The sequence below is a fragment of the Sporosarcina jiandibaonis genome, from assembly GCF_013184495.1.
Classification (GTDB): domain Bacteria; phylum Bacillota; class Bacilli; order Bacillales_A; family Planococcaceae; genus Sporosarcina; species Sporosarcina jiandibaonis.
Genome location: NZ_JAAOIY010000001.1, coordinates 1024689 through 1044640, shown reverse-complemented (window position 1 = coordinate 1044640; position 19952 = coordinate 1024689). Strand labels below are relative to the sequence as shown.

20 protein-coding genes are annotated in these 19952 nt (G+C 38.5%); 18 read left to right on the top strand and 2 right to left on the bottom strand.

Annotation, left to right across the window (positions count from 1 at the left end):
• Positions 1–37 precede the first annotated feature (37 nt).
• Entirely contained in the window at positions 38–334 is a 297-nt protein-coding gene (locus G8782_RS05395) for a hypothetical protein (RefSeq protein ID WP_172369861.1), read from the bottom strand.
• 207 nt (positions 335–541) lie between these two features.
• On the opposite strand from G8782_RS05395, the gene G8782_RS05390 reads away from it, so the two are divergent.
• The 13 genes from G8782_RS05390 (at position 542) to G8782_RS05330 (ending at position 14943) form a co-directional block, all read left to right on the top strand.
• The gene (locus G8782_RS05390; protein ID WP_172369860.1) at positions 542–3604 is read left to right on the top strand and encodes an efflux RND transporter permease subunit; all 3063 of its coding nucleotides are present in this window, start codon (positions 542–544) and stop codon (positions 3602–3604) included.
• Positions 3605–3852: 248 nt separating this feature from the next.
• Positions 3853–4941: an SDR family oxidoreductase gene (locus G8782_RS05385; RefSeq protein WP_172369859.1), complete on the top strand. Its 1089-nt coding sequence runs from the start codon at positions 3853–3855 to the stop codon at positions 4939–4941.
• 242 nt (positions 4942–5183) lie between these two features.
• The gene (locus G8782_RS05380) at positions 5184–5954 is read left to right on the top strand and encodes a TerC family protein (protein ID WP_172369858.1); all 771 of its coding nucleotides are present in this window, start codon (positions 5184–5186) and stop codon (positions 5952–5954) included.
• Positions 5955–5984: 30 nt separating this feature from the next.
• Complete coding sequence (locus tag G8782_RS05375) at positions 5985–7343, top strand: TrkH family potassium uptake protein (RefSeq protein ID WP_216667758.1); 1359 nt, start codon at positions 5985–5987, stop codon at positions 7341–7343.
• 332 nt (positions 7344–7675) lie between these two features.
• Positions 7676–9115, top strand: a complete 1440-nt coding sequence (locus tag G8782_RS05370; protein WP_172369857.1) for an ATP-binding protein — start codon at positions 7676–7678, stop codon at positions 9113–9115.
• A 75-nt stretch (positions 9116–9190) separates the two neighbouring features.
• On the top strand, positions 9191–9631 hold the full coding sequence (locus G8782_RS05365; protein WP_172369856.1) for a MarR family winged helix-turn-helix transcriptional regulator: 441 nt from the start codon (positions 9191–9193) through the stop codon (positions 9629–9631).
• 205 nt (positions 9632–9836) lie between these two features.
• The gene (locus G8782_RS05360; RefSeq protein ID WP_172369855.1) at positions 9837–10001 is read left to right on the top strand and encodes a Spo0E family sporulation regulatory protein-aspartic acid phosphatase; all 165 of its coding nucleotides are present in this window, start codon (positions 9837–9839) and stop codon (positions 9999–10001) included.
• Between the two features lie 22 nt (positions 10002–10023).
• Entirely contained in the window at positions 10024–10959 is a 936-nt protein-coding gene (locus G8782_RS05355; protein WP_343034966.1) for an AAA family ATPase, read from the top strand.
• The gene (locus G8782_RS05350; RefSeq protein ID WP_172369854.1) at positions 10959–12149 is read left to right on the top strand and encodes a DUF58 domain-containing protein; all 1191 of its coding nucleotides are present in this window, start codon (positions 10959–10961) and stop codon (positions 12147–12149) included. Before G8782_RS05355 ends, G8782_RS05350 begins: the two co-directional genes overlap by 1 nt.
• Positions 12110–13363, top strand: a complete 1254-nt coding sequence (locus tag G8782_RS05345) for a hypothetical protein (protein ID WP_172369853.1) — start codon at positions 12110–12112, stop codon at positions 13361–13363. The genes G8782_RS05350 and G8782_RS05345 overlap by 40 nt, the downstream gene beginning before the upstream one ends.
• Complete coding sequence (locus G8782_RS18590; protein WP_172369852.1) at positions 13363–13671, top strand: YccF domain-containing protein; 309 nt, start codon at positions 13363–13365, stop codon at positions 13669–13671. Before G8782_RS05345 ends, G8782_RS18590 begins: the two co-directional genes overlap by 1 nt.
• 51 nt (positions 13672–13722) lie before the next feature.
• The gene (locus G8782_RS05335; protein WP_172369851.1) at positions 13723–13887 is read left to right on the top strand and encodes a hypothetical protein; all 165 of its coding nucleotides are present in this window, start codon (positions 13723–13725) and stop codon (positions 13885–13887) included.
• Positions 13888–14067: 180 nt separating this feature from the next.
• Entirely contained in the window at positions 14068–14943 is an 876-nt protein-coding gene (locus G8782_RS05330; RefSeq protein ID WP_172369850.1) for an NAD(P)-dependent oxidoreductase, read from the top strand.
• Between the two features lie 51 nt (positions 14944–14994).
• Here G8782_RS05330 and G8782_RS05325 read toward each other — a convergent pair whose 3' ends face one another.
• Positions 14995–15456, bottom strand: a complete 462-nt coding sequence (locus G8782_RS05325; protein ID WP_246231548.1) for a YkyB family protein — start codon at positions 15454–15456, stop codon at positions 14995–14997.
• Between the two features lie 198 nt (positions 15457–15654).
• On the opposite strand from G8782_RS05325, the gene fadH reads away from it, so the two are divergent.
• The 5 genes from fadH (at position 15655) to ccpC (ending at position 19944) form a co-directional block, all read left to right on the top strand.
• A complete protein-coding gene (gene fadH, locus G8782_RS05320; protein ID WP_172369848.1) occupies positions 15655–16413 on the top strand; it encodes a 2,4-dienoyl-CoA reductase in 759 nt (252 codons plus the stop codon).
• Positions 16414–16481: 68 nt separating this feature from the next.
• Complete coding sequence (locus tag G8782_RS05315) at positions 16482–16718, top strand: hypothetical protein (protein WP_172369847.1); 237 nt, start codon at positions 16482–16484, stop codon at positions 16716–16718.
• Between the two features lie 349 nt (positions 16719–17067).
• Positions 17068–17508, top strand: coding sequence for a cyclic-di-AMP-binding protein CbpB (gene cbpB, locus G8782_RS05310; RefSeq protein ID WP_172369846.1), 441 nt, complete (start codon positions 17068–17070; stop codon positions 17506–17508).
• A 62-nt stretch (positions 17509–17570) separates the two neighbouring features.
• Complete coding sequence (locus G8782_RS05305; RefSeq protein ID WP_172369845.1) at positions 17571–19067, top strand: MDR family MFS transporter; 1497 nt, start codon at positions 17571–17573, stop codon at positions 19065–19067.
• Positions 19048–19944 carry a transcriptional regulator CcpC gene (gene ccpC, locus G8782_RS05300; RefSeq protein ID WP_172369844.1) on the top strand — a complete coding sequence of 299 codons (897 nt, stop codon included), beginning with the start codon at positions 19048–19050 and terminating at the stop codon, positions 19942–19944. Before G8782_RS05305 ends, ccpC begins: the two co-directional genes overlap by 20 nt.
• Positions 19945–19952: the final 8 nt, after the last annotated feature.

The window sequence follows — 19952 nt, the reverse complement described above, 5'->3', positions numbered from 1 at the left end:
ACAGCTAGTGGGGCGGATTTTCGCTCTGCTAGTTTTTTTATTTCCGTAATGATTTATACAGATCGATGAAGTTTGTTGGATCTGCATCGACCTCAAACATAAATAGCCCTTGGTTAGTATGCAAATAGAATAATCCGGCTCCATTGGAAAATGGCTTATACGAAAGATCATGAACATGTTCTAATGGAAAGTTATATTTTTCAGTTGAAATTGTATCTACGTATAAATGGATAGAATGCTTAGTCCGATTTGTCGTTTGGTCATACCAACCAGTAACTTTTTCAACTAAATTATAGGTAAGGGTGCACACGACTTTCTGATTTTCATCATGCAAAAGAATACCTCCAGTGTTTATGTATAGACGATTGAAATTGACTGAGCATAGTATAACAGGTTTCAAGGGTAGAAATCAGTTTGCACGCAACGATAAACAGCTGCTATCTTTGTTTGTTTTTGTCGAATACGAAGTTCTCATTTGAGAAAGGGTTCGTCATTCATTATGATTAAAGTAGTGTATCTTTTTTCAAGAGAGGACGTTCCCATGAAAATTAGTGATTTTTCAATAAAAAGGCCAGTTTTTACTATTGTTACAATGTTTCTAGTAATTATTCTAGGGGCGGTGTCATTTTTCCGCATACCCGTGACTTTGATACCGGAATTAAACCCGCCTGTTGCAGTAGTTGTGTCGAGTTATCCAGGGGCTTCGCCTACAGAAGTGAGCGAAAAAGTCACGAAGCCGCTAGAGGATAGTTTATCGACAGCACCTGGATTGAAATCAATTCAATCCTCTTCGCAGGAAGGGTCGAATTTCATACTACTTATGTTCGATTGGTCTACAAAAATTGATGATGTTCAAATGGATTTATTGCAAAGGATCGACCAGGTACCGATGCCGGACGGTGCCAATGCGCCGCGACTATTAAAATTCGATCCGTCACAATTTCCAGTCATTCAATTATCTTTAAGTGCAAAAAATGATGCTGATATTCGTTTAGTTGCCGAAAAGTTAGAGCAGGAATTACGGCGAACAAAGGGTGTTGCAAGCGTAACAGTATCTGGAAAGCTGATTGAAGAAGTTCAGATTACACTAGATGAGAAAAAGTTGGAACAAAACAAGCTTGCACAAGAAGACATTGTTCAACTCATTCAAGCGAATAATGTTTCAATGCCGGGCGAGCCAATTGAAACGAATGACGGCAAGCAACTCACTACTCGTATCGTCAGCATGCTAACATCTGTAGAAGATATTCGAGAGTTAACGGTTACCGTAAATCCTGTAAATGGGAAAAAAATTAAAGTTGGCGATATCGGCAATGTCGAACTTACTGAAGCGCATTCGACTACAGAAACCCGTGCAAACGAAGAGCCGGCCGTTCTGATGTCTGTTCTTCAAGAGTCCAGGGCAAATACAGCCGATGTCTCAACTTCCTTTAAAGAAGCCTTAGAAGAGCTTCTAGCTACAGACGAGTATAAAGATATCGAATCGAATATACTTTTTGACCAAGGAGATTATGTTAAATTAGCAATCGGAAATATAGGTCAGTCACTTATTTTAGGTGGTCTGTTCGCAATGATTGTGTTATTTCTATTCCTTCGAGGCATAAAGAGCCCGATTATTATCGGGATCGCAATTCCTTATTCCGTCATTGTCACTTTTGTGTTAATGTATTTTGCGAATTTCACTCTAAATATCATGACATTAGGTGCTTTAGCGCTTGGCATCGGCATGCTTGTAGATAATGCCATAGTCGTTATTGAAAATATTGAACGACATTTAGCGATGGGGAAAGACCCGACACAAGCAGCCAAGGTGGGAACAAAAGAAATTGGTGGAGCAATTACCGCTTCCACACTCACAACATTAGCAGTTTTTGTGCCAGTACTTTTCATTAGCGGATTAATAGGCCAAATTTTTACAGAGTTCGCGTTAACGATTTCATTTAGTTTACTTGCATCACTAGTCGTTGCATTAACTGTTGTGCCGATGATGGCGGCACGTATGTTGAAAAAGCCGAAAGGGAATTACGAAGCGAGAAGAAGGCGTTCAAAAACATTGAATCGTTTTGAGCGTTCAGTAAAGTGGGCATTACGTAACCGCCTGACAGTGATAGCCATTACGACAGTATTACTTCTGTTTAGCGGATTCGGTTTATTTAAAGTAGGGACCGAGTTTTTGCCGGCAACGGATGAAGGGTCATTTAGTGTTGGCGTAAAACTTCCGAATGGAGCTTCAACACGCGCAACAAATGATGTTGTTAAAAAGATTGAAACAGAGTTGAAAAAACAAGATGATGTCGAGGTCTATGTCAGTCTCGTCGGGGGGACGCAAGAGAGCTTAGCGCAAGGTTCCTCAAATTCAAATCGAGCTGAAGTTTATGTGAAACTGATTCCACTCGGTGAGCGAGACCGCTCAGTTTTTGAGTTTGTTGATGAAGTACAACCAATTGTTTTGGAGACTGTTGGAAATGATGCGGAAATTAGTTTTAATATGCAAACAGCAGCTGGCTCATCGCCAAACACGTTAAGTTTCGCGCTTCAAGATACGAACGAAAAAAGACTCGATGAAGCGGTCACAAAATTGAACGAAGAGCTAGGCAGTATTGATTCGGTAATGGAAGTAACGAATACACTTTCTGAAACAGTCGAGGAAATCCAAATTACTGTAGACCGTGAAAAAGCTGCAGATAAAGGTTTAGTTCCTTACCAACTTGCTCAAACAGTTAATAATATTACGCGCGGCGCTTTTGCGACACAAATCATCAGTGAGGATAATGATGTGTTTCGTGTTCTTGTCCAATACGACGAAAAATACCGTGATAGTATTGACAAGCTGGGTAAATTGAAAGTCCGGAATCAAGCAGGTGAATTTGTTCAACTGCGCGATGTAGCGACAATAGAAATTGCAGAAGGCCCGGTAGCGATTCGACGCGTCGATCAGGCTCATTCTGTTTCCTTTACTGTGAAGTATGCATCTACCGAGTCGCTGGGTCAAATGACTACAAAAGTGAATGATACGATTGATAAATTGAACTTACCCAAAGAAATCGATATAACATTTAGCGGGGATCGTGAGCTATTTGAAGGTGCAATCGACGATATGATGCTGGCTCTCGCGCTTGCGGTTGTCTTGGTATACATCGTCATGGCGGCGCAATTTGAGTCCTTTAAATACCCATTTGTAATTATGTTTTCCGTGCCGCTTATGATAATCGGCGTGGCCATCGGCTTATTTGCCACAAATACGCCGATTAGCGTAACAGCAATCATCGGCATACTCGTTCTCGTCGGAATTGTAGTCAATAATGGAATTGTTTTAGTTGATTATATTAATCAGCGAAAAGAAGCAGGACTCAGTTCGTATGACGCGATAATATCATCCGTACGAGACCGAGTTCGCCCGATCCTGATGACGGCACTAACAACAATCCTAGGGCTCTTGCCGCTTGCACTTGGATTAGGTGAAGGTACTGAAATGAACCAGCCGATGGGAATTGCAGTTATCGGCGGTTTACTAAGTTCAACATTCCTGACACTTTATATCGTTCCGGTAATTTACAGCTTATTCGATAGACAAACAAGAAAACGCACAATACCTGAAGAATAGTACGACTATATAAAAAGAAGGCGGTACCTATTCAAGTCTTGTACTTGATGGGGAACGCCTTCTTTTTTCTATTATTACTTACAGTCCAACTCGCTAAGTCGAAACGAAGTATCGAAACGATCAAACCGCAAAAAAATCAATCTTAGTAAAGTTAATAAATTGAATAACTCTAAGAATTAAAGAATTCTTCAGAACATTCTTCTAGCGAGCGATTACAAATGCTATACTAAAATAAAGGGGTGGAACAGATGGGTACACATTTTTTCACGGGATTTCCGGGTTTTATCGCAAGCCAATTGATTAAAGGATTAATTAAAAAAGGTAAACTACAAAAATTGTACGTACTCGTCCTAGAAAGTCAACTTGCTCAGGCCGCAGAAAGTATTAAAGTTATTTTGGATGAGTTAGAAGTAATACTGCCATTTGAAATTATTCCGGGGGATATTACGTTAAAGAATTTAGGGATAAAAGAAAAAGAATTAGCTATGGTACAAGATGAAGCACTAACCATGTGGCATCTCGCGGCAATTTATGATCTTGCAGTCAAGAAAGAAATTGCTTGGAAGGTGAATGTAGAAGGGACGAGAATGGTCTGTGATTTTGTCCGAGCACATCCTTCTATAAACCAATTTATTTATTTCAGCACAGCGTATGTCGCAGGGACTCGCGAAGGAAAGATTCTTGAAACAGAACTTATACGCCCAAACGCTTTTAAAAATCATTACGAAGAAACTAAATTTGAAGCAGAATGTATCGTAGAACAATTAAAGGGTGAAGCTGCAGTTACAATTATTCGCCCGGGAATTGTAAGAGGACATTCAAAAACAGGCGAAACGATAAAGTTTGACGGGCCCTATTTCTTCATGAATATGATTGATAAACTAAAATGGATGCCAATCATTCCTTATGTTGGAAAAACAGATGCGCATATAAATGTTGTGCCCATTGATTACATTATTGACGCCACCATCTTTTTTGTAAATCATGAGCCGGCACTGGGAAAAACCATTCATCTGACAGATCCATCTCCACATTTAGTCGAAAATGTATATAGAGCGATGGTGAAAGAATTAACCGGCAAGGAACCGAAAGGACGATTCCCTCGTACACTAGCGGAGAAGGGGCTTACCTCGAAACAGGTGCAACGAAAATTGGGGGTCGAAGTTGAAACCCTTGATTACTTAACATGGAATGCTGTTTTTGATACATCAATCGCTGATGAACTATTAAAAAATAGTGGCATTCAATGTGCTGATTTTATTGCTTCGATCCCAACTATGTCGAGATTTTATAATGAAAATAAACATAGAGCAGAATTTCATATTCCCATTCAGTAAAAAATGTTTACATTTCAATGATGGGTGGGTATACTAAATTCAAAGACCTAACTTAATATCTTTTGACTAATGTCAAAGGGGAGTAGCTTTAGGGAAACCTATTTCATAATCGTCAATACATGGCTCTTTTTGCCATCGGTTATGATAGCCGAAATTTAAAGATTAAATTCCGACTTTGCGAGACCTTTGCCTATTTATTAGGTGAGGTTTTTTTTATTTGAGTTGATTGGAGGAAGATTTTTTTGGAAGCAATATTACTGGAATATGCATGGGTACTTGTAGTACTCATTGTACTTGAAGGATTATTAGCCGCTGATAACGCAGTAGTGATGGCTGTTATGGTGAAGCATTTACCAAAGTTACAACAGAAGAGAGCTTTATTTTACGGGCTCCTGGGTGCATTTGTTTTTCGATTCGCAGCTTTGTTTATGATTACTTTTCTCGTAAATATTTGGCAAATCCAAGCACTCGGAGCAGCATATCTTTTATTTATTTCCATAAAGAACATTTATGATCAAAGGAAAAAAGATAAGCATGGGGAAGACTTAACGAAACCGCGTAAACAATCAGGTTTTTGGATGACAGTATTTAAGGTTGAATTAGCAGATATCGCGTTTGCATTAGATTCAATGTTAGCTGCAGTCGCACTTGCAGTCACCCTTCCGGAATTGGGAGAGTTCCATATTGGCGGGATTAACGGTGGTCAGTTCCTAGTCATGTTATTAGGTGGTATCATCGGTCTAATTATTATGCGTTTTGCCGCACGTCAGTTTGTTGTGTTATTGGATAAATATCCTTCCCTTGAAACAGCTGCATTTCTCATAGTTGGCTGGGTCGGTGTTAAATTGGTCGTTTTGACATTGTCGCATGAAAAACTACAAATTCTTGATCCAGCATTTCCACATTCCACTCTATGGAAGACGACGTTCTGGGTTGTTCTCGTTGGAATTGCACTTTATGGCTATTTCGTAGGTGTAAGCAATGACCGGAAAAAAAGAAAAGCGCAACTTTAAATATAACTAATTATTGCAGGAGGTAGTAGTTTGAATAGGTTAAATATAAATCGTGAAAGCTTTCAAAAACTCACTCCTGCACAGATTATTGTGTTTTATTATTTTCTAGCCATTGCATTTTCTTTTTTATTATTAAATTTACCTGGTGTATATAAACCGGGCGTTAAAATTGAAATGCTCGATAGTCTTTTTACTGCTGTAAGTGCGGTAAGCGTGACAGGTTTGACCGCAATAAGTATTTCTGAAACATATACCCCCTTTGGAATTAGCATGATTATGGTCGTGCTGCAATTCGGCGGAATCGGGATAATGTCAATCGGTACTTTTTTTTGGTTGCTAATTAGAAAACGAATTGGCATGAGGGAACGACAATTGATTATGGTTGATCACAATCAGTATAGTCTTTCAGGCGTCGTCTATCTGATTAGAGAAATCGTGAAAATTATTTTCCTTATTGAGCTCGTCGGTGGGTTGATTTTCACTTTTTATATTATGAGGTTTTACGATACTTTCAACGAAGCTTTTTTAAACGGATTGTTTATGGCCGTCTCCGCGACAACGAATGCAGGTTTTGATATTACAGGTGAGTCATTATTGCCTTACTTCAATGATTATTTCATTCAATCCTTGACAATGTTATTAATTATTTTGGGAGGGATTGGATTTCCAGTATTAATCGAAGTGAAAGCCTTTTTCTCAAAGAAAAATCCTCATTTTCGATTTTCTCTTTTTACCAAAATCACAACAATAACATTTGGGGCTCTTTTAGTTTTTGGAGCAATTATGATTTATATTCTGGAATCGTTTCATTCATTTAAAGGAATGGCATGGCATGAAAAAATTTTCACTTCCATATTCCACTCGGTTTCCTCAAGATCGGCGGGTTTAACAACGTTCGATGTGACGCAGTTTAGCGATGCGACGGATATTGTTATTAGTTCTTTAATGTTTATAGGAGCATCGCCAAGTTCTGTTGGTGGCGGAATACGGACAACTACATTTGCAATTGCACTATTATTTCTAATTAACTTCGCTCGAGGGCGAGAAGTGATTCATATTTTTAATCGACAAATTAAGCTAATCGATGTATTTCGCTCTTACGCAGTTATTTTACTTGCAGGTTTTATGGTTATCGTTGCATTGCTCATCCTATTGGTAACAGAGCCGAATGTTCCGATAGTCGCGTTGTTATTTGAGATAACATCTGCATTTGGTACATGCGGCATGTCACTTGGCATAACATCTGATCTATCGGTGACGGGCAAAATAATTATTATGGTGTTAATGTTTATCGGTCGTGTAGGACTCATTTCATTTTTATTCACGCTTGGAGGTAAGACGACGAAACCGCATTACCATTTCCCGAAAGAACGGGTTATTATCGGCTAACAACAAAAATCTTGTAAAACATTCGACCTTATAGCTCTAGCTGAAAACAAAATATGAAAAGTACCAAACCGTTCCCAATAATAACTAAGTGGAACGGTTTTTTTGGGATTAAAGGACCAATTCTGTCAAGGAATCTTTACGGAGAAGTTCCTTGCGAAAAAAAATCATTATCAAATAAGAAATATTACTCATAACCATAACTTTATGCCTATACCATTATTTGTTTAATTATGGAATAATCGGAATTAAGCGTACTTTGCATTGCGTAGTTTCTTAGCATGAATTGTGAGCATTCTTCATACTGTTTTACTACGGAGCTAGGGGGAATGAATTTGAAGTTGAAACAAGAAAAGGCAAGTAAATTCATTATGTTTTTTGAAAATGCACGTAAACCAGCTGCTATTTTAGATGTTAGAGGCAGGATAATACAAATAAATGATGAGTTTAAAGAAAAGTTCGGATTGGGAGAAATAAAAAATATTAAAGACTTATCAGATGAAAAGTCGAATCATTTGTGGGACGAGAAAATAGAGTTGACAATAAATGATGGACACACCTCATCCAATCTCCCCATCGCGTTAGCACCAAAGAATATAGCCGATTCTGTAAAGGTGCACCTCATATATTGTAATGAAACACGACAAATTATTGCACTTTTCAATGTGCCCCAAATGCTTAGAGAAGAACTCGAGGTGAGCAATTTGAAAATATTCCAGAAATCTGAAAGTCTATTCGTTGCTTTTGATCAAACTGGAATTATTCAAAACGTTAATGAACATTCGTATAGCTTTCTTGGAATGTCGAGAAAAATGCTTATTGGGAAAAGCGCTTGTGAATTTTTCGGTTCATTAGGTTTTTCGAAAGAGCAATCAACAAAATTCATCCAGAAAGTGATTGGCGAATGGTATGCTGAAACTTTACACTCTTATGAAAAGCCATCGGGAGAGGTTAGCTATTATTATATCAAGACTTATTATGATGAGTCCGTAGGAATGTTTATTACCCGAATGGCGGATCGCACTGAAAAAGTTATTTTGGAGAAACGGTTAGCTCATAAAGAATCACTTTATGAAGTGGGGCAACTTGCAGCAAGCATTGCCCATGAAATCCGTAATCCGATTACCACACTTAAAGGATTTACTCAGCTATTAAGAAATTCAACTGCTGAGGAATCTGAAAAGTATTTAACGGTTATAGATGATGAAATTATCCGAATGGAATCTATCTTGAATGAAATGCTCATCTTATCCAAGCCGAGTATCGAAGAAAAAACATTTATTTCTTTACCTAAATTGTTATCAACGATGATCAATCTATTTCAACCGAAGGCTAGAATTGAAGGGATTTCAATCATACAATACATGGGTGATGTGGATGAGGTATTTATTTTCGGGGATGCAGCAAAACTGAAGCAAGCCTTATTAAATCTAATGAAAAATGCACTAGAGGCGATGAACCATGGCGGAAAGTTAACGATTAGCTTGGAAGCGAAAGAAGATAATAAGGTCGATATTTTAATATCGGATACAGGTCATGGCATGCCTGTAACCCAATTAAAACAAATATTTATGCCTTTCTTTACCACGCGATCTGAAGGAACCGGCTTAGGACTGCCATTTGTCATTAAAACGATTGAAGAACATGGGGGTACAGTTTCTGTATCAAGCGAGGTTGGCGTTGGGTCTGAATTTATCGTATCTTTTCCCTCTGCTACGATTTATAACTCGTCATCGAAGGAGAAAATAGCTTTACAATCAGAGATTGTACAATGAATTTTTGACAATTACCTTTAATTTCCCTTATAATTATAGTTAATCAGTTGGGAATTACAGAAGGTGGAAAAAGTTATGGAAAATAGTACAGATCGTGCTTTAAAGTTATTTATTGTCTTATCCCGTTCGTGTAAAGTAATTTTGGAAGAAGCTCACAAATTGATTGAACAATATGGCTTGAATCCAACGGAATTCGGTGTTTTGGAGCTTCTATACCATAGGGGAAGACAGCCCATTCAAAAAATCGGTCAAAAAATTTTACTTAGAAGCGGTTCAATGACTTATGTTGTTGACAAACTTGAGAAGAGAGGATTTCTTGAGCGAGTGTTCTGTTCGGAGGACAAGCGGGTAACATATATTTCAATAACAAAAGATGGAATAGAACTGATAGAGTCTATATTTCCCGAACATGCAAAAAATATCGAATCTCTTATGAGCGGTTTGGATGCTGAAGAGCAAAATACAGCAATTGAATTACTGAAAAAACTCGGTTTATCAGTCAAAGATCTATCGTGAAAAAACGGCAACTCGAAAATGAGTGCCATTTTTTTTTCCCAAAATTTATTCGCAAATAATTTCATAGTCATCTTCGGACAATTGAGATAAGTTTGCTTTATTAGATTTCGGTCTGGTACTATATTAATAAAGCAAATATTTTTGATTTGAATGTTTGAAATTCAAAACGGTTAAGGCAAAGTAAAGGAACCGCGGAGGGGTATTGGTGGAAAAAGAAATCGAAGAGACCCGTAAATTAATGATTGAAATTGCCATGTCAACAGGTTTGGGTTCCAGGGAAACACTAAAAATAAGTCAAAAGCTAGATGCTTTGATTAATCGTTATGAAGGATTTCAAAGTAAAAACGATAATTTAGGTAAAAACAGATAAAATATTATCGGAGGGGTTATGAGTGGTTTCCATCCATGAATTTAAGCAAGAATTGAATCAGGCTATTATTGGCAGAGAAAAAGAATTCGACTATATGTTAATTGCATTATTGCAAGAAGGACATGTTTTATTAGAAAGTGTTCCTGGTTCAGGTAAAACGATGATGGCAAAAAGCTTTGCCAGCGCATTCAAAGGCGAATTTAGACGTATACAGTTTACACCTGATGTACTTCCTTCAGATGTAACCGGGATACGTTATTTTAATCCGCAGACGCAGGACTTTGTTTTAAAAGCGGGTCCGGTTTCAACAAACATCTTGCTTGCGGATGAAGTGAATAGAGCAACACCCCGTACACAGTCAAGCCTATTAGAGTCAATGGAGGAGAAGCAGGTAACAATCGACGGTGAAACAATAAAACTTCCAACTCCATTTATGGTAATAGCGACTCAAAACCCAATCGAGTCCCAACAAGGAACTTTTCCATTACCTGCTGCCCAACTCGATCGCTTCTTATTTAAATTGAATATTGGTTATCCGTCATTGGAAGAAGAGCAACAAATTTTAAGGCAATACGGGAATAATCCTGGCGAAATTACCACTTCATCGATAATAGGGCCAGGTGATGTGAAACTATGGGCAACTGAGGCAAGTAAAGTAACGGTCCATGAAGATATCGAACATTATATACTGAAAATTGTCCGTGCGACTCGGGAGCACGCTTTCATCGAACTTGGTCTCAGCTCGCGTGCGGCACTTGCAATTTTACGAGCTGCCAAAGCGCATGCTTATATATCTGGAAGAAGTTTCGCGACACCTGATGATGTGAAAGCAATAATTGAACCCGCGGCATTACACCGTATGGAGTTGTCGACAGAAGGTATGCTGACAAAAGAATTAGACGACGTATTGAGTGACATTATAAGATCAATACCAGCACCGATCGAGGCGGCAATCTAATGAATTGGAATCGCCATGAAGAGGGGTTCAAGTCACTCCATATGATGATGGGCGTCGCACTAGTCTTCCTGCTATTTGCAATCATTTATTTTCAAACTGTATTGGCGGCCTGCTTTGCTTCTATTTTGTTGATTGGCGTTTTTCAAAATATGTATTATAAAAATGTAGGTAAAGACCTAAAACTACTACCGGTTAAAAATAGAGCGCGTTTTTTAATTGGAAGCGAAACGGATTTAGTCATGGAATTTGAAAATGGAAGACTGCCGATATGGAACGGGAAATTAACGCTTTCGATTGAGGATTCTGTGATTCCAGCTTTGGATGAATTGCAACATTTCAGCGGGATTTTTGACTTTACTGTTCCTTTCTCAGTAGGTAGTTATGAATCGGTGCGTATAAGTATTCCGCTGGAAGGTAGAAAAAGAGGATTATCTAGAATCACGCGTGTCATGGTTGAAGTTCCTCATATTTTTGGGGAAGGTTCGGTTTTGATGGAGCTAGAAGATACGGTTGCACAAGAAAATCTTGTGTATCCAAATATTGTCCCATTTAAAGGCGAGTTAAATCCGTCGCCTTTTAAACCGGGCGAAGTTCCGCAGCGTCAGTCATTATTCCACGACGTCTTTCAACCGATAGGGACCCGAGATTATGTACCGACAGATCGTTTTGATCAAATTCATTGGACAGCCAGTGCTCGCATGCAAAAGTTACAAACAAAAGAGTATATGCCAGTTACTGAACAATCAGTGATGTTTATAGTAAACGCAATTGAAAAGGCGCGTACGGATGGGGACTTTGAAAGAAAAGTAGAACGTATGGCATCGTATGTTGATTATTGTACACGCCATGAAATTCCTTATGAGATTATCATCAATATACGAACGTTTGGTGCGGTACCCTATATTCATCAAACAACTGGTGTCGGAAAAGTCCAATATCAAAAGTCGCTTGAATTATTAGCTCAAATCTCTGAAAGAAATGCGAAAATCCCTTTTGAAAATATACTTCGAAGCCTTGATTCGAAAGTACAATTAGCACCAACGATTGTACTGATTACTCATGAGCCGGAACGTTTTCATGCTTTTCATGGAAAATGGTCGAAGCGCAGCGAAGTTATTATCGATAGTTCTTATGAAAGGGGTGAGGAGCAGTGGATCAACGACAAATCGATGGAATCAGTTTCAGACTGAAAAACGTCGAAAGTTTCATACTTGAACTCATACTGCTTACTTATCCACTTCTCTTAATCTCTGAAAACTTAATGTTGAGTCCGCATTACTTATTAATTGTACTATCTATAGTTGTGGGAATAGCCAGCTATTTATTTTTTTATATGAAAAGATATTCAATTTTTATGGGATTAATTTTTTCGTTCCTTCTTGCTATGCCTTTTTATTTTATTGGGACGGCAATACCTGTAACGGTTTTTATTTTTATGTATGCTTGCTGGCGGATGCATGCTAATTTTGGGTTGCAACGAAATAGCAGATGGAACTTTCTCGCGATAAATACAATTGTTTTTACAGTTTTTTATTTTATTACCCGTAGTTATTTGTTGAAAGCGCATGCAACAGAAATAAATAAAGTGAATGTATTATTATTCTTGATGACAACAATCCTGTTTATTGTAATGCGTTATATAACAACTTTGATACTTGGAAGGCGCTTGCCGGAATTTGATTGGAAAGAAACAAGTAAAGTGTTTGCTGCAATAATGGGTATTGGAATCGCGGCCTATATTGTAATCTTTTATTTACTTGAGCCGGTCCGTAACGCCGCTCTAGCTGTTTCGGGATTTCTTTTTGGCGGAATATTTATGTTCGTGTCGGCGGCCATTACACCCTTTATCGATTATGTAATTGATTGGCTCGATTACTTAAGATGGAAAGAGTATCAAGAGATGCCAACGCCTATCTTGAACTTTGAAGATGATGCAGATGAAAAACTTACGATACTTTCTTCAAGTACGGAGCTTAATATTTGGGGTTATGTTGTAGGTATGACCGTAATAGCAGCCGTTATAGTTCTGTTTATGATTTATAGAAAAAGGCAGCGTGTATACGCGGAATCAGAAAGTCTTTCGTATAAAGTACGTTTATTCGGTCGGGGCGACAAAAAGAAACCGGATATTGAACAAGTTTATGACTATTCGATAGGGTCAAATGCTGTGCGTGCGGCGTACCAACGTTTTGAAAATGATGCCCATGAAGCAAAGTATCCTCGCTTTGCAGGGGAAACGGTTAAAGAGTGGTTTTCAAGAATGGGCTGGGGAAAAAATGAAAAACTTTTTTCGACTTACGACAAGGCACGCTATGGATCCATGACTTTATCCGAAGAAGAAGGTCGTCGATTTGCAGATGATTTGAATGAAATACGAGAAAAGTATTTTTCTGAGAGTAGTTAGTGAATAGATTCTTGGTGGGGGACTCGGAACAGAGAATTCCTGAAGGCGAGCAAATAGAAGATGAAGTTCTTGAAATCCCCACTTCATCTGGTCAAATAAATCTGGGTTTTATTATAACTATAATCGTAATCGTTATTGCAATTATATTTGTGATCATGATTCTAAAAAAACGTAAAATCAGTATTGAAATATTGAAGATGCCATCTTACAGTTTTCAACCGTTTGGACAAAATAAAAGAGAAAGAATTAAAAATCAAGATGTAAATCTTTTATCGACTACAAATGTTGTGTGCTTGGCCTTTCAGTAATTTGAAAAAGACGAACATCTTGCAAAATCCTCGCGATTAGCTGGTGAAACAGTGAAGGAATGGTTTGAGAGGATGGGATGGGAACAGGAAATTCAACCCATTATAACGTATGATAAGGTTCGTTATGGTTCTTTGACGATTTCTGAAGAAGAAAGTCGACAGTTTTTAGAAACATTAAATAAAATAAAAATAAATAATTTTAATAAAAATGTTTAAGCACTAGATAAAGTGGGGATATTATATTTGAACACAGCAACATTCTCATTTCCCCCTTTTTAGGATGAACTTCGACAAAAAGTTCATCCTCTTTTTTTGTTTAATGGCAATAAAATGTCGGAATCTAAAATTTCTGATAGAATAAACAAAATAGCTGAATTAAAATGGGGAGGAATTGGAATGGTTTTAAGGAAAATTGCCTTTATAGGTACCGGCGTTATGGGAAGCAGCATTGTTCGACATTTACTTAAGGCTAACTATGAAGTTACTATTTACACACGTACGAGAGAACGTGCAGCCGCACTTATTAGTGAAGGTGCGAACTGGGCTGAAACTGCGAGCGAAGCAACAACAGGAGCGAATATCATCATTACGATGGTAGGATATCCTGCCGATGTGGAAGCTGTTTACTTTGGTCCGTCAGGCATATTCGAAGCAGGAAGTGATGGACATATTCTTATTGACATGACTACATCGAGTCCAGCATTAGCTAAACGCATTGCAAGCGAAGCCATCACTCGCAATATGGCCTCTATCGATGCGCCTGTTTCTGGTGGCGATATCGGAGCAAAAAACGCTACGCTTTCAATTATGTGCGGCGGCGACGAAGAGATATTTAATAAGGTTCGTCCTGTTCTGGAAGTTTTCGGGAAAGATATTATTTATCAAGGAGAAGCGGGCGCAGGCCAACATACAAAAATGTGTAACCAAATTGCCATCGCAACAAACATGATTGGTGTTTGCGAGGCGATTGTCTATGCTGAGCAAGCGGGACTCGACCCTGAAAATGTTTTAAAGTCGATTTCAACAGGCGCTGCTGGTTCTTGGTCCCTTTCCAACTTAGTACCGCGTATGCTAAAGGAAGATTTTGAACCAGGGTTTTATGTCAAACACTTTTTGAAAGATATGGACATTGCTTTAGCAGAAGCCGAACAAATGGGATTGAAGTTACCAGGTTTGGATCTGGCACGAAGCATGTATCATCATTTGCAGGAACAAGGTTATGGAGACAATGGAACGCAGGTCATTTATAAAAAATACCAAATGAATTCATAAAAAATGGACTGGTTAATTGCTTTTGCGCAATTAACCAGTCCATTTAATTGATTAACCATCCAAATATGATGATCGGAAACTATTTGTTTTGTGAATGTTATGAACGCTTTTCTTTTGTAGTTTGCTCTTTTTAATAATTGGTTTTTTTGGGGATATTCCTATGAAACCTTCAAGTAGCTCTTTTGCTACGCGTAAACTCATGCGCTCTTGAGGATTACGAGAAGTTTGGTCTTGTTGACCTAGATGTGGAAGAGATTTGAAGTCTTCTTTTTCAGGGATCATGTGGAAGAGGAAATCGCAACAACGAACAAGCGTCGTTGAATGTTGTTTACTAAATTTTGGATTGTCGACAAAATGCAATCCGATTTTTGTTGCATGACCATTTTTAATGAGTTTTTCAAGCGCTAGCTTTTTCAGTTCATATAACTCTTTATTATCAGGTGCAGTTTTTGCATGGCGATTTACAGTGTATATTGCGACTGTTATGTCTCGAATAGATGGACTACTTTTCAAAATTGGCCTCCTTTTAATATTGTTGTATAGGTCTATACATTTTCTATAATACCAAAATGGACATTCATTGTACATGAATTAATTCGAATTGCACGATGCAGTGAAAAGTCGGGAAAGATAATTTGGAATCTTTTGTCGTTATTTAAATTCATTTATGATATATTATGAGTGAGTATTCATTCACTAAGGGGGAATAATATGTTTAATGGAAAAGTGATGATAGTTACGGGCGGATCAAATGGAATGGGGAAATATATGGCGAAAAAGTTCGCAGAAGAAGGCGCAAATGTCGTCATCACAGGCAGAAATCTTGAACGCTTACATGCGGCGCAAGAAGAGATTGGCGAAAAAGCCACTGTTTTTCAAATGGATGTCAGGGATGTTGAATCTGTTCAGCAAATGGTCGACTTTGCGGATGAGAAATTTGGACGTATTGATGGTCTCGTTAATAATGCTGCGGGGAACTTTATCGTTCGTGCGGAAGAACTGTCACCGAATGGTTGGAAATCAGTAATCGACATCGTGTTAAACGGTACGTTTTATTGTTCGAGTGCAGTGGGAAAGTATTGGATAGAGAACCAGCAAAAAGGCACGATTTTAAATATGCTTGCAACGTATGCTTGGGATGCAGGTGCTGGTGTCATTCATTCGGCAGCAGCTAAAGCGGGTGTCATGTCGCTGACAAGAACGCTAGCGGTCGAATGGGGAACGCAATACGGAATTCGAGTGAACGGAATCGCACCTGGTCCAATTGAACGTACAGGTGGTGCAGATAGATTATGGGAATCGGAAGAAGCTGCAAAACGAACACTAGCATCGATTCCACTCGGAAGAATCGGAAAACCCGAGGAAATTGCAGAACTTGCGGCATTCATCATGTCAGATAAAGCGGCCTTCATGAATGGAGAAATTGTTACTCTTGACGGCGGACAATGGCTTAATAAATTTCCGTTTTGAGAAATAAAAATTCAAACGGTTAATTATATTTTAACTGCACATGCTCATGTTAAAGGAGTGATGTGCGAGTGGATATTTGGACAATACCGTTTATTGTTGTTGTCATTATTATTATTGCAATATGTATTGCAACCGTTAAGAAAACAAGTCGAGCAGTAGGAATTTTGAATGAAAAAGATGCTGCGATTCCAAAAGCGGTTGAAGATCATCCATTTACATTAAATCCAATCTTTTGGATTATATTGGTGGCTTCAATGTTTATAGGAATTATGATTTTATACTATGCATTTGCATACAGGATATAAAAGTAATTGCCCGCTTACTTGACCTATCAATTATTCAAGTAAGCGTTTTTTTATGAAAACTGTTGATTTCTGTTCAGAAAATACGTTTTCCGGCAAATCGCCACTGCATATGTATAGGTGAAAAGCCCCTGTTTACAGACGTTTATTTCGAGTGCAAGAAAAACACTCTCAAGTGCTAGCAAACGCAGGTAAGTCAAGCAAGCAAATTAGAAACAATGATAGTAAGCAGATTATCTTATTGAGTGGACCGCTATTTTTTTACTTTTTACTCTGTACTATAGGCTTCTTGTGCTATGATAGATGAGTAGGTTTAAAATTTCCAGCACAGAGATAGAAGGAGCCGATTTGCATGATTTCTGTTAGAAATAAAGAGTTTTTGTTTACACCTATCGCAGATTATATTATTTCAGCTGAAAAGGTTGTCCACGTTCAAATTGGTAACAATGCGGAACATGCCCTCCTCGTTTTAACAAAGACAGGATATTCATCAATTCCAGTGCTTGATGCGGATGACCGTTTAAAAGGACTTCTTAGTATTCGAACAGTCACTGACTCCATCTTAGGTTTAGCGCATATTGAATATGAGCGATTACCTGATTTAAAAGTAGATGAAATAATGAAAACCGACATTCCGACGATACGGACCACAGATCGCTTCCAACGAGGATTGGATTTGGTAATTGATAATCCTTTTGTTTGTGTTGTAGAAGAAGACGGAACATTTGCAGGTATTTTAACGAGAAGAGTTATTTTGAAACAGTTTAAGAAATATATATATTCCGTTGACTAATTGCGTAACAATTGAGAAGGCTCCGTTAGTGAGGAGCCTTCTCTTTTTGGAAGGTGAACTATATGGGGTTAAGTAAAAAAGTAATGAATAGACCGCTCGTCCTTATATCTGTCATGCTTGCAATGTTTGCGAGTGCGGTCGAGGCAACAATCGTGACAACTGCAATGCCAGTAATCGCATCAGATCTTGGCGGGTTTTCGAGGTATAGTTGGATATTCTCGGCATACCTGTTAATGAGTACCGTAACTGTTTTAATATACGGGAAATTAGCGGACCTCTTTGGAAGAAAGCCAATTCTATTTATCGGCATGACGATTTTTATCGTCGGTTCTTTTTTATGCGGACTTGCATCCACTATGGAACAATTAATTTTATATCGACTACTTCAAGGTCTCGGAGCAGGCGCTGTAATGCCAATTGCGACGACTATTGTAGGTGATATATACTCAACTAAAGAAAGAGCTAAAGTGCAAGGTTATCTGTCAAGTATTTGGGGGATTTCAGCTGTTCTCGGACCTGTGATTGGCGGGGGCATTGTCCATTATTTTAGTTGGGCGTATGTTTTTTGGGTGAATATCCCGCTTGGCATTTTAGCTATGATTGGGATTGGCGTATTTCTTCATGAACCAGAACGAGAAAAAGGAGTAACGGTTGATTATAAAGGAGCAGCTTTATTAACCATTTCATTGTCTGCTATTTTAATTTGGCTAGTTGAAGGCGGTCAATCATTCGGAAGGCTTTCACTAGCAAGTATCGTATTATTATTGATTGCTTTTGCTCTTCTAACATTATTCATATTTGTTGAACGCACTGCTAAAGATCCATTAATGCCTTTTTCAATTTGGAAGAATCCCGTCATTTTATATGCTAATTTAGTTTCCTTTACCACCGGTTTTATACTAATCGGAATATCTGCTTACTTACCGACCTTTGTGACGGGCGTCATGGGGCAACCAGCAATTATCGCTGGATTTACATTGACAGCTATGTCTATCGGTTGGCCAATAGCTTCGTCTTTTGCGGGGCATCTATTAATCCGATGGGGGACGTTTACGGTTTCATTTATCGGTGGGATTTTTCTCATTATCGGATCAATTTTGTTTGTCTTGATGGATGCAACTTCGGGTCCATTATGGGCTGCAATGTCAAGCTTCTTTGTCGGTATAGGCATGGGGTTGACTAGCACTGCTTTCGTCGTCACAATCCAAGGGGCGGTTCCGAGGCAGATGAGAGGATCAGCAACTGCGGCAAATATGTTCATGCGTAATTTCGGGAATACAGTCGGAGCAGCTTTTTACGGGGCAATATTAAATGCTACGCTGATGGCTGCTTTTAAAAAGAACAATTCCAGCTTTGACGTTGACAATGTAAATCTTCTGCTGACCGATGAGGGGCGCAAAGCAATTTCGATGCCAGAAGTTAATTTGCTTGAAAATGCACTAGGCCAATCATTGCAGTGGGTTTATGTCGGCGTTGCTGTATTCGCAGTTATTAGTCTCTTGCTCATTTTACGGATACCACGGGGAAAGGAGCTTTTAAATGTCGATGATCGAGCTTGAAATCATAAAAACACTTGCTGAGGAAGGGAATATGCGAAAAGCCGCTGATCGTTTATTTCTATCCCAACCAGCCTTATCGCAACGTCTGCAATCAATTGAAAAAGAATGGGATACATTATTATTTATTCGCTCGCAAAAAGGTTTGGAACCGACACCGGCTGGAGAACTAGTCGTTGAGTATGCAAGAGAAGCTATTTTGAAAAAAGAAGAAGCACTTGAAATGATTGCATCGATGGCGGATAAAGTGCATGGCACTTTGAAAATAGCTTGTGCCTCAATCATCGGACATACGTGGTTGCCCCAGGTGTTGAAAGAGTTTGTTGAGCGTTACCCCGATGCACAAATTTCACTTATGACTGGGTGGAGCTCGGAAATTGTTAAAGCGTTAAACGAACGGGAAGCTCATATAGGAATTGTCCGTGGACAAACGGATTGGAAAAGCCGGAAGGAATATTTGTTTCGTGACCAACTGTATCTAGTAGACAATGAAATCACATCACTAGATCAAATTAGAGAAACGACGCGTCCCTTTGTTCAATTCAAAAGCGATTCAAACTATCATCGAGAAATTCAACATTGGTGGCAACGACATTTCTCGCAAAAACCTGAAAGACAAATTACAGTCGACCAAATAGAAACTTGCAAGCAACTTGCGCTTAATGGAATTGGTTATGCTATTTTACCGGCGATAACATTGATCGGCGATGAAAAGGTCAATAAAATTCCGTTATTGAACAGTGAAGAAGAGTTTGAATTGACACGGGATACTTGGCTTATTGGTTATGAGTCATCCTTTGCATTAAAGCAAGTGTCCGCATTTACAGAAATTGTTCAACAGCATGCAAAGATGATTCAAAAGAATGAAAGCTTTCAGTAAATGAAACT